This window comes from Streptomyces sp. NPDC051286 (assembly GCF_044455345.1).
Lineage (GTDB): Bacteria > Actinomycetota > Actinomycetes > Streptomycetales > Streptomycetaceae > Streptomyces.
In genome coordinates, this window is the sequence record NZ_JBITER010000026.1 from 37,331 (window position 1) to 50,227 (window position 12,897).

A 12,897-nucleotide genomic window follows, 5' to 3' on the forward strand; every position below is an offset into this window, starting at 1 on the left:
TCCGACTGGGCATGAGCGTAAGTCCTACGCGGCCGTAGATCTGTTCCAGTGCCAAGGATCACCCCCCGGCGGAGTACCGGCGTGACACGATCTGAGGCATGTCGGTGGTGTCTTCGGTGCTCGTCCCTTACGCGTCCTACCTCCGGGTGTACGAACCGCTGGCCGCTTTTCCGGAGCCGGAGCGGGCCCACTGGGCCCGCTACGCGGGGCGCGACCGCATCCCCACGGCACAGGACGAACTCCGCCGTTCGCTGGCCGACTTGGCGGCCACCCCGCCGGTCGGGGTGCCGGTGCACGAGAGCAGGGACGCGTTCGTCGCCGAGGTGGACGGTGTGGTGTGCGTCTGTCCGTGGCGGACCCGGCTGCGCGGCTGGCTGGCGCTGGAGGAGCTGGCGGAGATGTTCCCCGCCCCGGTGCTCGACGCGGTGCTGCCGCCGGTGGTGCGCGGGCAGGCGCTCGCGGACCACGAGCGGTGGGCAGAGCGCAATCCGGACGCCCGGCCGTGGATCCGGACCGCGGTGTGGCAGGTACCGGTGCGCTGGTTCGTCCTCTTCTCGGACGAGGAGCGGGAACACAGGGAGGCGGCCGACGGCGGGGGAGCGCCGGTGCTGCGCTACCGGACCCCGATGGTGCAGGCGCGCCGCCGGCTGGCCAGGTCGCTGAGGACGCTGAGGGAGACCGTCGACGAGGGGTCGCTGACCGAGGGCCTGGTGGACGTCGGCCGGTGGCTGGAGGAGTTCCATCCGCGCGCGCTGGTCGAGCTCGACTACGGCGGACTGGTGCACGCACTGTCGGCCGAGCAGCTCGCCGGGGACCGGTCGGCCGCGGATGTCGCCGAGGGCATCGCGGCGCTGCGGGCCGGTGACACCGAAGGGGCGAGTGCGGCGTACGGGCGGCTGGCCGAGCGCTGGCGGGCCGTGAGAGACCGTCAGTTCGCCAGCTGAGTCCGGCGGTGCAGGGTCGGAAACCGGCCTCACCCGCGGCTCGTCCGTGTGACTCATGGGAGTGGTGAGGGCAAAGTGGCGGGAGCGTACTCCTGAGGCGCTAGGACCTACGTCCCGAACCGGGCCTTTGCCTCAAGGGTGATGGATAGCACTAACTGGGCCCTTGCGCCCTTCCCCACTCCTCGTGCCAAAATAGGACAAGGAGTCCGGGGAGGACTCCATCCGTCCAAGTGTGGGCGGATTGCTCTGCATTGCACGCTATGGGGGGTCTGATGGCTCCTGATCGCTCTGTGACTGATCGTCACGGTGGTGTGACTGTCCGCTATGGCATGGTCCATCGGCTTCCGTCGCTGATGAACACCTGGGAGGGCAATTCCATCGGTTTGGCCGACGCGGCTGGACGGATGGTGTAGTTGTAGTGCCGAGGACAAGCCGTTCGTCCTATAACCGACTCGGCCCGCGTCCGCCATTTCGGGCAACGCGGGTCAAGGTGCAGAATTTAGAGGAAAGAACCGAGATGGTTCGGTTCTCCCGAGGAGGCCGCTCATGACCGCTCGCACCCCTGATGCCGAGCCGCTGCTGACCCCGGCTGAGGTTGCCACGATGTTCCGCGTGGACCCGAAGACGGTCACCCGTTGGGCCAAGGCAGGCAAGCTCACGTCCATCCGCACGCTCGGTGGACACCGCCGGTACCGCGAGGCAGAGGTCCGCGCACTGCTTGCGGGTATTCCGCAGCAGCGCAGCGAGGCCTGACACACCCCTGTCGCCGCGTCACAACCGGGCTGCCCGGGTCCCCCAACCCGCGTCCGCCCACCCATAGCTCCACACGACGGGCGCCCGCCCCAACGGGCGCCATACCTGTGCAATACGGGGTATGTCGTTCGATCGCGCTGGACTCCGCCGGGTCCAGCGCGATCTTTTTGTGCCCGCGGGGCGGTCGGTGGGCCGGGGCTCCGGCTTTGCGTGGAGTGCCGTCCGGGCGCATCCGACTCGGACGCACGGGTCCCCCGGGGGATGCCGGGGGCTCGTGGGCTGCCCCCGGGCCTCCCTGCGGAAGCATCTTCCGGGGAGTGCAATTGCACATATTAAATTCGCCAGTTGTAGGAAGGGTGTAAAGTCACGCTTTCTCAAAACTCATTCAGTGACACCCGTCACATGGCCTGAGTCTTGCCAAGGTCGAGCCTGCCACTGCCGGGAGACGGACGCCCTCGCCATTGGTCACGTGCCGGCAGGGCTTTCCTCCTCGGTCCGGTCGGCGCAGTTCTGTTCTCCGTGGGTGGCCATGGGGGCGGCGAGCGCCGCGGACTCCTGAACGGCCGCTGGGGCCCTGCCCGGTGACGCGGGCGGTTCCGGGGGCGGGGCGGGCCGGGAGGCTGCCACGGGCTCCATGGCGAGCCTCAGGAGCAGGTGGCAGATCGGACAGTGCCGGGTGAGATGCCGGTAGCCGGAAGCGGCCGCCAGATGGGCGCGCAGCAGCGCTCGGGTCTCATGCCTCGCCGTGGACGCCGCCATCCGCGCCACCTCCCGGTGGACCGCGCCGCCCCGCGCCGAGGAACAGGGGCGGCCCCTGCTGTCTGAGTACCCGTCGGCAGTTGCCGGAGTCAAGACACGCGAAAGCCCGGATCCAGAAGGATCCGGGCTTTCGTTACTGCGGTCCTGACGGGATTTGAACCCGCGGCCTCCACCTTGACAGGGTGGCGAGCACTCCAAACTGCTCCACAGGACCAGGTTTTCGCGGCTTCCTTGCGGCTGCCTGCGAAACCAGACTGTACAGGAGATTGGCGGCTCCAGTCGACTTCACTCCTGGTGATGGCTCCCTTACGGCCTGCCCCACGACAGGGAGTGGGGGAGTTACGCCCCCGAGGGGTGCCCGATCACGGAGTCGCGGCGTCGATCGCCTTCACGATCCGCTTGTCCGAGACGGGGTACGCGGTGCCCAGGGCGTGCGCGAAATAGCTCACCCGCAGCTCCTCGATCATCCAGCGGATGTCCAGGACATCCTGCGGAACGGGCCTGCCCTGCGGCATCTGCTCGAGCAGCCAGGCGTACTCGTCCTGCATCTCGTGGACCTTCTCCATGCGCGTGGTGTCGCGCTGGACGGCCGTCGGCATCTGCTGGAGCCGGCGGTCCGCGGCGACCAGGTAGCGCATCAGGTCGGGGAGCCTGCGCAGCCCGGTCCTCGTGACGAAGCCCGGCGGTACGAGGGCGGCGAGCTGGTTCCGTACATCGGTGACGTTGTTGACCAGGACCAGGCTGTTGGTGGCCTTCAGGCGCCGCTCACAGGACTGCCAGGCAGCCAGCACCTGCTGCACCTGGGCGACCGTGTGCTCGGTCAGCGCGACGAGATCGGCGCGGACCTTGTCGTACAGCTTCCGGAACGACTCCTCGTCCCAGGCCGGCCCGCCGTGGGCGCCGATCAGCCGGTCCGCGGCAGCGGTCGCGCAGTCCTCGAACAGCGCCTGGACGGAGCCGTGCGGATTGCGGGACAGGGCGAGCTTCTGCTGGTTCGTCAGCTTGTCCGAGACGAACTTCGCCGGGTTCACCGGGATGTTCAGCAGGATCAGCTTCCGGGTGCCGCGCCACATCGCCTGCTGCTGCTCGGCCTCGGTGTCGAAGAGCCGTACGGCCACGGTGCCCGCCGCGGCTCCCTCCTGCTCCACGAGCGCCGGGTAGGCCTTGACCGGCTGGCCGGCCCGCCGGGTCTCGAAGACCCGGTTCAGCGTGCCGATCGTCCAGTCCGTGAGCCCCGAACGCTCGATGGACTCGCCCGAGGGCCCCGCGGTGGCCGCAGCGGCCTTGGAGAGGGCCTGACGGGCCTTGGGGCGCAGCTGGAGCTTCAGCGCCTCCAGGTCCTTGTCCTCGGCCACCCTGCGGCGCCGCTCGTCGACGATCCGGAACGTGACCTTGAGGTGGTCCGGGATCCGGGAGAGATCGAAGTCGTCGGCGGAGACCGGGACCCCGACCATCTGCTGGAGCTCACGCGCGAGGGTCACCGGCAGCGGCTCCTGCAGCGGCACCGCCCGGTCCAGGAACCGGCCCGCGTAGTTCGGCGCGGGGACGTAGTGCCGGCGGATCGGCTTGGGCAGGGAACGGATCAGCTCGGTGACCACGTCCTCGCGCAGGCCGGGGATCTGCCAGTCGAAGCCCTCGGCGGTGACCTGGTTGAGCACCTGGAGCGGGACGTGGACGGTCACACCGTCCGCGTCCGCGCCGGGCTCGAACTGGTACGTCACCTTGAACTTGAGCTTCCCCTGCCGCCAGGAGTCCGGGTAGTCGTCCTTGGTGACGGCCCCGGCCTTCTCGTTGATGAGCATCGAGCGCTCGAAGTCGAGCGCGTCCGGCTCGTCGCGGCGCTTGTGCTTCCACCAGGAGTCGAAGTGCGCGCCGGAGACGACGTGCTCCGGGATCCGCTGGTCGTAGAAGTCGAAGAGCGTCTCGTCGTCCACGAGGATGTCGCGGCGCCGCGCCCGGTGCTCCAACTCCTCGACCTCGCCGAGAAGTTTGCGGTTGTCATGGAAGAACTGGTGGTGTGTCCGCCAGTCGCCCTCGACCAGTGCGTTCCGGATGAAGAGATCGCGGGACGTCTCGGCGTCGATCCGGCCGAAATTGATCTTGCGCTGGGCGACGATCGGTACGCCGTACAGCGTGACCCGCTCGTACGCCATCACCGCCGCCTGGTCCTTCTCCCAGTGCGGCTCGCTGTAGGTGCGCTTCAGCAGATGCTGGGCCAGCGGTTCGATCCACTCCGGTTCGACCCGGGCGTTGACCCGCGCCCACAGCCGGGACGTCTCGACCAGCTCGGCCGACATCACGAACCGCGGCTGCTTCTTGAACAGCGCCGAACCGGGGAAGATCGCGAATTTGGCGTTGCGCGCGCCCAGGTACTCGTTCTTCTCGGTGTCCTTCAGCCCGATGTGCGACAGCAGCCCGGCCAGCAGCGAGGTGTGCACCGCCTGCTCGGGCGCATCCTCCTCGTTGGGATGGATCCCCATCTGCTTCGCGACCGTACGCAGCTGCGCATAGATGTCCTGCCATTCGCGGATGCGCAGGAAGTTCAGATACTCCTGCTTGCACATCCGGCGGAAGCTGGACGAGCCGCGCTCCTTCTGCTGCTCGCGGATGTACCGCCACAGATTCAGGAACGCCAGGAAGTCCGACGTCTCGTCCTTGAAGCGGGCGTGCTGCTGATCGGCCTGCGTCTGCTTGTCCGAGGGCCGCTCGCGCGGGTCCTGGATGGAGAGCGCGGCGGCGATCACCATGACCTCGCGCGTGCAGCCGTTGCGGTCGGCCTCGATGACCATGCGGGCGAGGCGCGGGTCCACGGGAAGCTGCGAGAGCTTCCGCCCCAGCTGCGTCAGCCGTTTCTTCGGATCCTTCTCGTCCGGGTCGAGTGCGCCGAGCTCCTGGAGCAGCTGCACACCGTCGCGGATGTTGCGGTGGTCCGGCGGGTCGATGAAGGGGAACTTCTCGATGTCGCCGAGGCCGGCCGCGGTCATCTGGAGGATGACGGACGCCAGGTTCGTACGGAGGATCTCCGCGTCCGTGAACTCCGGGCGGGTCAGGAAGTCGTCCTCGGAGTACAGCCGGATGCAGATGCCGTCCGAGGTACGGCCGCAGCGGCCCTTGCGCTGGTTGGCGCTGGCCTGCGAGATCCGTTCGATCGGCAGCCGCTGGACCTTGGTGCGGTGGCTGTAGCGGGAGATGCGGGCGTTGCCCGGGTCGATCACGTACTTGATGCCGGGGACGGTCAGCGAGGTCTCGGCGACGTTCGTCGCCAGCACGATCCTGCGGCCGGTGTGGCGCTGGAACACCCGGTGCTGCTCGGCGTGCGACAGGCGCGCATAGAGAGGAAGCACCTCGGTGTGGCGGAGGTTCTTCTTGTTCAGGGCGTCCGCGGTGTCGCGGATCTCGCGCTCACCGGAGAGGAAGACCAGGACATCGCCGGGGCCCTCCGTCTGGAGCTCGTCGACGGCGTCGCAGATCGCGGTGATCTGGTCGCGGTCGGAGTCCTCCGTGTCCGCCTCCAGCAGAGGGCGGTAGCGCACCTCGACCGGGTACGTACGCCCGCTGACCTCGACGATCGGCGCATCACCGAAGTGCCGGGCGAAGCGCTCCGGGTCGATGGTCGCCGAGGTGATGACGACCTTCAGGTCGGGGCGCTTGGGCAGCAGCCGGGCCAGATAGCCCAGCAGGAAGTCGATGTTCAGCGACCGCTCGTGGGCCTCGTCGATGATGATCGTGTCGTACGCGAGCAACTCGCGGTCCGTCTGGATCTCGGCCAGCAGGATGCCGTCCGTCATCAGCTTCAGATACGTCGCGTCCGGGTTCACCTGGTCGGTGAAGCGGACCTTCCAGCCGACTGCCTCGCCGAGCGGGGTCTTCAGCTCGTCGGCGACGCGCTCGGCGACCGTACGGGCCGCGATCCGGCGCGGCTGGGTGTGCCCGATCATGCCCCGGACGCCACGCCCCAGCTCCATGCAGATCTTCGGGATCTGCGTGGTCTTGCCGGAGCCGGTCTCACCGGCGACGATCACGACCTGGTTGTCGCGTATCGCCTCCAGGATCTCGTCCTTCTTCTGGCTGACCGGAAGTTCTTCCGGGTACGAGAGTGCGGGCATCCGTTCGGCGCGCCCCGCGAGCCGCTCGGCTGCCTTCCCGGCCTGGGTGGCGATCTCGTCCAGCACGGCCTGCCGGGCCTCGGGCTTACGGATCCGGCGCGCCCCTTCGAGGCGGCGGCCGAGCCGGTGCGCGTCGCGGAGCGAGACGTGTCCGAGCTGGGACTGGAGATCGGCAAAGGAAGTAGACATACGGATCCCAGGATCGCACCCGGGCCCGAGGAACGGCGAACCTATTTCGCGCGGTCTGCGTCACGGCCGCGCTGACTGCGGGGGAGCTCCTGATCACAGCACGTACCATTTCGGGCAACCGATCTTCGTACCGCCGTGGAAAGGCCCTCGTCCATGTCCCGTACGCAGTGGTGCTGCCTGGTGGCGGTGCTCGCGGTCGTGCTGGGGCTGTTCTGCGTGCCCGCCACGGCGGTGACGGCGGCGACCGCGCCCGGGGATTCCGGCACCGCGGTGGCCGGCCCGGCCGTCGGCGGTCAGGGGATGCCCGGCTGCGGCAAGGGCACGAAGCGCGACGGCATCGAGCCCGGCGTACCCGTTCGGGCCCGCGCCGCGCACGACCAGGCGCCCGGTCTCGCCGAATGGGGTCCGAGCGCCGCTCCCGGGCAGGGGCCCGCGGAGCCACGCACACGCGTCAGGCCGCTTGGGCCGGAACCTGCCGCGCCATCCCCGGTGGAACTCTCCGTACTGCGGGTTTAGGGGGATGCCCGCCATCCGGTCGTCCCCTTCCCCCTCCCGCACCACGAGCACGGAGTTTCGCCATGCCCACGCCCGCAACCTCCTCGTCCAGGAAGCCGCTGCTCTACGGCACCGGTGTCGTCCTCGCCGCCGCGCTGCTCGGCTTCGTCTCCTACCGCGCCACCGCCCCCGCCGACCGCTCCTCCTCGACTTCGGTCGCCGAAGTCACCGCCGACCCGGACGCCGGTGTCTTCCCGGAACTGGCGAGGCTGGCCCGCCGCGACCCCGCCGACAAACTCGCGCAGGGCCCGGTCGACGCGCCCGTGGTCCTCATCGAGTACGCCGACTTCAAGTGCGGCTACTGCGGCAAGTTCGCCCGGGACACCGAACCCGCCCTGGTGAAGAAGTACGTCGACAAGGGCACCCTGCGCATCGAGTGGCGCAACTTCCCGATCTTCGGCGCCGAATCCGAGGCCGTCGCGCGCGCCGCCTGGGCCGCTGGGCAGCAGGGCCGCTTCTGGCAGTTCCACGCAGCCGCCTACACCGAAGGGGCCAAGGAGAAGGGCTTCGGCAAGGACCGGCTGAAGGAGCTCGCCAAGGAGGCGGGGGTGCGGGACATCGGCCGGTTCGTACGCGACGCGGACAGCGCGGCTGCTTCCGCCGCGGTGAGCAAGGACCAGGAGGAGGGGTACGGGATCGGCGCGAGCTCCACCCCGTCTTTTCTGATCAACGGCCGCCCGCTGGCCGGAGCGCAGCCGGTGGAGGTCTTCGAGCAGGCCATCCAGGCGGCGGCCGACAAGGCCGCCAACACCAAGGACGCCAAGGGAGAGGGCGGCTCCAAGGACTCCGGTGGCTCCGGGGGCGCTGACAAGTGACGGCGGACATCGGCTACTTCGCCGCCTTCCTCGGCGGGCTGCTGGCCCTGGTCAGCCCCTGCAGCGCCCTGTTGCTGCCCGCCTTCTTCGCCTACTCCATCGACTCGGCCTCGCGGCTACTGGCCCGTACCAGCATCTTCTACGCCGGTCTGGCCACCACCCTCGTGCCGCTCGGCGCCGCGGGCTCGTACGCCGGACGGCTCTTCTACAGCCACCGCGACCAGCTGGTCCTCGGCGCCGGCTGGCTGATCATCGGGCTCGGCGTGGCCCAGATCGTGGGCCTCGGCTTCACCTCACGCCGGATCGCGGCCCTCAGCGGGCGGATCCGGCCGACGACCGCCGTGTCGGTCTACGCCCTCGGCGCCGTCTACGGGCTGGCCGGGTTCTGCGCCGGGCCGATCCTCGGCAGCGTCCTGACGGTGGCGGCGGTCAGCGCCAGCCCGGTCTACGGCGGACTGCTGCTCGCCGTCTACGCCCTGGGCATGGCGGTCCCGCTGTTCCTGCTGGCGCTGGTCTGGGAGCGCTTCGACCTCGGGCGCCGCGCCTGGCTGCGCGGCCGCGCCTTCCGGCTCGGCCGCTTCGAACTGCACACCACGACCCTGCTGTCGGGGCTGTTCTTCATCGGGCTCGGCGCGCTGTTCCTGGCCTACGACGGGACGACCGCGCTGCCCGGACTGCTGGATGTGGACGATTCGTTCGCCGTCGAACAGTGGGCCCGGCGCATCGGCGAGCAGGTGCCGGACGCGTTTGCGCTGGTGGCCGCGGTCGCGGTGGTGCTGCTGGTCCTCGGGGTGCGGGCGTGGCGCAGCCGGGACCTGAACTCCGTGGACCGGGAAGAGGACTGACACGACGAAGGCCCCATCCGCCGGATGGGGCCTTCGAGAGGTGGCTGGGGCCGGGATCGAACCGGCGACCTATCGCTTTTCAGGCGATCGCTCGTACCAACTGAGCTACCCAGCCACGCAGCACTTACGAGCTGCAGCGGTCCTGACGGGATTTGAACCCGCGGCCTCCACCTTGACAGGGTGGCGAGCACTCCAAACTGCTCCACAGGACCAAGCTTTTGTGCGACTAAGTGTCGCACAAGGTGGTGCGTGCCCCCAACGGGATTCGAACCCGTGCTACCGCCTTGAAAGGGCGGCGTCCTGGGCCACTAGACGATGAGGGCAGAACTGCTGGTGTCGCTTCTGCGTCTATCGCCCCCCGGAAAGGGGACGTGAGAAGCATGTGACTCCGCTTCCCCTCAAGAGGTTCCGCTTCTTCTTCAACCTCTGGGGTATCGGAACGGTTAAGCCCTGACCGGCGCCCTTGGGCACGTCGGAGACTGTACTACGGCGTTTCGGTGTCAGCCAAACCGAATAGGCGAAGGGGTCGCTCCGGGTTGGTTTCCCTCCGGCAGATGGCGGCTGACCTCGGCCGTTGTCAGGCCGAGCCCGCCGAGCGGGTGTCCATCGGGCCGAGGGGCGTACGGACACTGCCGACGAGCAGCAGCCCGGCCAGGCGCCGAACACGACGACGGCGATCAGACCCGGCGCGCCCGTAGGGGTGCGGAGCGGGGGTGAGGGCGCTGCCGGGGGCGGTGGAGCGGGAGCGGCAGTCGTGGCGGATGCGGGCGACTGCGGCGCGGAACGAGGCGCGGGCCATTGGATGCCTGTGTCCGGGTTCGGGGGCGGCCATGCGCGGGCGCGGGATTCGGGATTGCGGGGCAGAGCAGGGAGTGGCGGTCCGGGGCCGGTCCGGCGGGGGTACGTGACAATGGCGGGGTGCTGGAGATGACGCGCGAAGAGTTCGAGGAACTGGTCGCCGAGGCCCTGGACCGGATTCCGCCGGAGCTGACACGGCTGATGGACAACGTCGCGGTGTTCGTCGAGGACGAACCGGACCCCGGCGATCCGGAGCTGCTCGGGCTGTACGAGGGCACGCCGCTGACCGATCGCGGCGAGTGGTACGCCGGGGTGCTCCCGGACCGGATCACGATCTACCGCGGGCCGACGCTGCGGATGTGCGAGTCGCGTGAGGACGTCGTGGCCGAGACGGAAATCACGGTCGTCCATGAGATCGCCCACCACTTCGGCATCGACGACGAGCGGCTGCACGCGCTCGGTTACGGCTGAGTACACCCGGGAGAGCGGCGGCGGAGGGGCCGGCGGCGAAACGGTCGGTGGTGCGTGGGGCGTGTCCCATGCGGGGGAACGGGAGTTGGGCACAGCGCCCCTGTCCGTTCCCGCCCTGCTTCGCTCCCGCCTCCCGGAGGTGCCCGCCGTGCGTCAGTTGCCATCCCCTGTCCGATGGGCAGCCGTCACCGCAGTGACGATTGCCGCGTCCACCGGCTGCATGAGCATCAGCGACGACGCCGGGAAGCCGGCCCCGTCGCGGTCGGCCGAGCAGAAGGGCCCGTCGGGTGAACCGGACGGCTCCACGGTGGCGGGTACGGGACGGGCCCGTACCCGAGGGGGCGCGGAGGCGCACTCCGACCGGGAGGCCGCCGAATCGCCGAGCCCGAGCGCGTCGGCGCGTGCCTCGGCCGTGCCCGGTGGCGCGCATGCGGGCGTGGGGTCCGGTGATCCGTTGCCGACCCGGGGCGGGCATCCGCCGGTGCCGTCCCCGCCGGGGGGCGGGGGGTCGCAGCAGCCGGTGCCGTCCGCGGAGCCGTCGGTGTCCTCCGGGCCGTCCGCGCCGGTCACCCCGGAGCCGCCGAGCTCACCTGATCCGGAACCTTCAAGTCCGGCTCCGGTGCCTTCCGCGTCTCCGGCCGCGCAGTTCCGCAGTGAGGCGATGAGCGTGCCGGACGACCTGGAGGCGCTGCGGACTCCCGAGGCATCACCGCAGGTGGGGCCGGTGTAGCGGGTGGTCCGGAGCGTGTGGTTTGCGCGATGCGGGTGAGAGTGCGTATGGTAGTAGATCGTTTGATCCCATTGCCCGGCGCCGACACAGAAGAGCGCCGTGTGGCGCGTACTCTCCCTTGCCGTGGCTGGACCGCATTGAGGCGGTCGAAATTGCGAATCACGGAGTTATGGGCGCGTGCCGAGACTCCGGAAGGTTTCGCATTTCGCATGTCCAATTTCAGCTCTGACAACACCGTCGTGCCCGAGAACGACGAGATTGTCACCGAAGCCGAGGCCGTAGTGGCCGAGGCCGCCGAGGTGTCCGAGCCGGTCGAGACGGCCGAGTCCGTCGACTTCGCCGGTTCCACCGAGGCCACCACCGACTCCGCCACCGACGCCGAGCCGACCGTCACCTTCGCCGACCTGGGCCTGCCCGAGGGCGTCGTCCGCAAGCTCGCGCAGAACGGTGTGACCGCGCCCTTCCCGATCCAGGCCGCGACCATTCCGGACGCGCTGGCCGGCAAGGACATCCTGGGCCGCGGCCGCACCGGCTCCGGCAAGACGCTCTCCTTCGGTCTGCCGACCCTGGCCACGCTGGCCGGCGGTCATACCGAGAAGAAGAAGCCGCGCGCGGTCATCCTCACCCCGACCCGTGAGCTCGCGATGCAGGTCGCGGACGCGCTGCAGCCCTACGGCGACGTGCTCGGCCTCAAGATGAAGGTCGTCTGCGGCGGTACGTCGATGGGCAACCAGATCTACGCGCTGGAGCGCGGTGTCGACATCCTCGTCGCCACCCCGGGCCGACTGCGCGACATCATCAACCGGGGCGCCTGCTCCCTGGAGAACGTCCAGGTCGCCGTCCTCGACGAGGCCGACCAGATGTCCGACCTGGGCTTCCTGCCCGAGGTCACCGAGCTGCTCGACCAGGTTCCGGTCGGCGGTCAGCGCATGCTCTTCTCCGCCACCATGGAGAACGAGATCGGCACGCTGGTCAAGCGCTACCTGAGCAACCCGGTGAGCCACGAGGTCGACAGCGCCCAGGGCAACGTCACGACCATGACGCACCACGTCCTCGTCGTGAAGCCGAAGGACAAGGCGCCGGTCACCTCCGCGATCGCTGCCCGCAAGGGCCGCACGATCATCTTCGTCCGCACCCAGCTGGGCGCCGACCGCATCGCGGAGCAGCTCGTCGAGGCGGGCGTGAAGGCGGACGCGCTGCACGGCGGCATGACGCAGGGTGCCCGTACCCGCGTGCTCGCCGACTTCAAGGACGGTTACGTCAACGCGCTCGTCGCGACCGACGTCGCCGCCCGCGGTATCCACGTCGACGGCATCGACCTGGTGCTGAACGTGGACCCCGCCGGTGACCACAAGGACTACCTGCACCGCTCGGGCCGTACCGCCCGCGCCGGCAAGTCCGGTGTCGTCGTCTCCCTGGCGCTGCCGCACCAGCGTCGCCAGATCTTCCGCCTGATGGAGGACGCGGGTGTCGACGCCTCGCGCCACATCGTCGGCGGCGCGGGCGCCTTCGACCCGGAGGTCGCCGAGATCACCGGTGCCCGTTCGCTGACCGAGGTCCAGGCCGACTCCGCGAACAACGCCGCCAAGCAGGCGGAGCGCGAGGTCGCCGACCTGACCAGGCAGCTGGAGCGCGTCCAGCGCCGCGCCGGTGAGCTCCGCGAGGAGGCCGACCGCCTGGTCGCCCGTGCCGCGCGCGAGCGGGGCGAGGACCCCGAGGCAGCAGTCGCCGAGGTCGCCGCCGAGGCGGAGGCCGCGATCGAGGCCGCCGTCTCCGTACCGGAGCAGCCCACGGCGCGCGACGACCGTCGCGACGACCGCGGCAACTTCGAGCGCCGCGACAACCGGGGCGGCGACCGCCGGGACGACCGGGGCGGCGACCGCGGTGGGTACCGCGGTGGCGACCGTGGTGGTTTCCAGCGTCGTGACGACC

At 69.7% G+C, this 12,897-nt stretch carries 11 protein-coding genes and 4 tRNA genes; 7 read left to right on the forward strand and 8 right to left on the reverse strand.

Annotated elements, in window-relative coordinates; all coding sequences use genetic code 11:
- The first annotated feature begins 98 nt into the window (after positions 1–98).
- Both ACIBB8_RS24615 and bldC read left to right on the forward strand, forming a co-directional pair.
- Entirely contained in the window at positions 99–944 is an 846-nt protein-coding gene (locus ACIBB8_RS24615) for a hypothetical protein (protein WP_398955495.1), read from the forward strand.
- A gap of 546 nt (positions 945–1,490) precedes the next feature.
- Positions 1,491–1,697, forward strand: a complete 207-nt coding sequence (bldC, locus tag ACIBB8_RS24620) for a developmental transcriptional regulator BldC (protein ID WP_003949541.1) — start codon at positions 1,491–1,493, stop codon at positions 1,695–1,697.
- A gap of 465 nt (positions 1,698–2,162) precedes the next feature.
- Here bldC and ACIBB8_RS24625 read toward each other — a convergent pair whose 3' ends face one another.
- The 3 genes from ACIBB8_RS24625 to hrpA all read right to left on the reverse strand — a co-directional run bounded on the left by ACIBB8_RS24625 (position 2,163) and on the right by hrpA (position 6,751).
- Positions 2,163–2,456: a DUF6274 family protein gene (locus tag ACIBB8_RS24625; RefSeq protein WP_398955497.1), complete on the reverse strand. Its 294-nt coding sequence runs from the start codon at positions 2,454–2,456 to the stop codon at positions 2,163–2,165.
- Positions 2,457–2,595: 139 nt separating this feature from the next.
- Positions 2,596–2,670 (reverse strand) — tRNA-Asp (locus ACIBB8_RS24630).
- A gap of 148 nt (positions 2,671–2,818) precedes the next feature.
- Positions 2,819–6,751 carry an ATP-dependent RNA helicase HrpA gene (hrpA, locus tag ACIBB8_RS24635; RefSeq protein WP_398955499.1) on the reverse strand — a complete coding sequence of 1,311 codons (3,933 nt, stop codon included), beginning with the start codon at positions 6,749–6,751 and terminating at the stop codon, positions 2,819–2,821.
- Positions 6,752–6,904: 153 nt separating this feature from the next.
- On the opposite strand from hrpA, the gene ACIBB8_RS24640 reads away from it, so the two are divergent.
- The 3 genes from ACIBB8_RS24640 (at position 6,905) to ACIBB8_RS24650 (ending at position 8,966) form a co-directional block, all read left to right on the forward strand.
- Complete coding sequence (locus ACIBB8_RS24640) at positions 6,905–7,267, forward strand: hypothetical protein (RefSeq protein ID WP_398955501.1); 363 nt, start codon at positions 6,905–6,907, stop codon at positions 7,265–7,267.
- Between the two features lie 62 nt (positions 7,268–7,329).
- Complete coding sequence (locus ACIBB8_RS24645; RefSeq protein WP_398955503.1) at positions 7,330–8,121, forward strand: DsbA family protein; 792 nt, start codon at positions 7,330–7,332, stop codon at positions 8,119–8,121.
- Positions 8,118–8,966 (forward strand): cytochrome c biogenesis CcdA family protein, encoded by an 849-nt coding sequence (locus ACIBB8_RS24650; protein ID WP_398955506.1) that lies wholly within the window; start codon positions 8,118–8,120, stop codon positions 8,964–8,966. Before ACIBB8_RS24645 ends, ACIBB8_RS24650 begins: the two co-directional genes overlap by 4 nt.
- Before the next feature lie 41 nt (positions 8,967–9,007).
- Here the strand turns inward: ACIBB8_RS24650 and ACIBB8_RS24655 are convergent.
- The 4 genes from ACIBB8_RS24655 to ACIBB8_RS24670 form a co-directional block, all read right to left on the reverse strand.
- A tRNA-Phe gene (locus ACIBB8_RS24655) sits at positions 9,008–9,081 on the reverse strand.
- Positions 9,082–9,103: 22 nt separating this feature from the next.
- Positions 9,104–9,178: transfer RNA gene (locus tag ACIBB8_RS24660), tRNA-Asp, on the reverse strand.
- A 38-nt stretch (positions 9,179–9,216) separates the two neighbouring features.
- A tRNA-Glu gene (locus ACIBB8_RS24665) sits at positions 9,217–9,289 on the reverse strand.
- A gap of 254 nt (positions 9,290–9,543) precedes the next feature.
- Positions 9,544–9,765: a hypothetical protein gene (locus ACIBB8_RS24670; RefSeq protein ID WP_398955508.1), complete on the reverse strand. Its 222-nt coding sequence runs from the start codon at positions 9,763–9,765 to the stop codon at positions 9,544–9,546.
- A 119-nt stretch (positions 9,766–9,884) separates the two neighbouring features.
- Here ACIBB8_RS24670 and ACIBB8_RS24675 point away from each other — a divergent pair, with 119 nt between their 5' ends.
- Positions 9,885–10,235: a metallopeptidase family protein gene (locus ACIBB8_RS24675; protein WP_030929660.1), complete on the forward strand. Its 351-nt coding sequence runs from the start codon at positions 9,885–9,887 to the stop codon at positions 10,233–10,235.
- A gap of 153 nt (positions 10,236–10,388) precedes the next feature.
- Here the strand turns inward: ACIBB8_RS24675 and ACIBB8_RS24680 are convergent, their stop codons facing one another.
- Entirely contained in the window at positions 10,389–10,805 is a 417-nt protein-coding gene (locus tag ACIBB8_RS24680) for a hypothetical protein (RefSeq protein ID WP_398955511.1), read from the reverse strand.
- A 369-nt stretch (positions 10,806–11,174) separates the two neighbouring features.
- Here ACIBB8_RS24680 and ACIBB8_RS24685 point away from each other — a divergent pair.
- On the forward strand, positions 11,175–12,897 hold a 1,723-nt coding region (locus ACIBB8_RS24685), incomplete at its 3' end, for a DEAD/DEAH box helicase (RefSeq protein ID WP_398955513.1).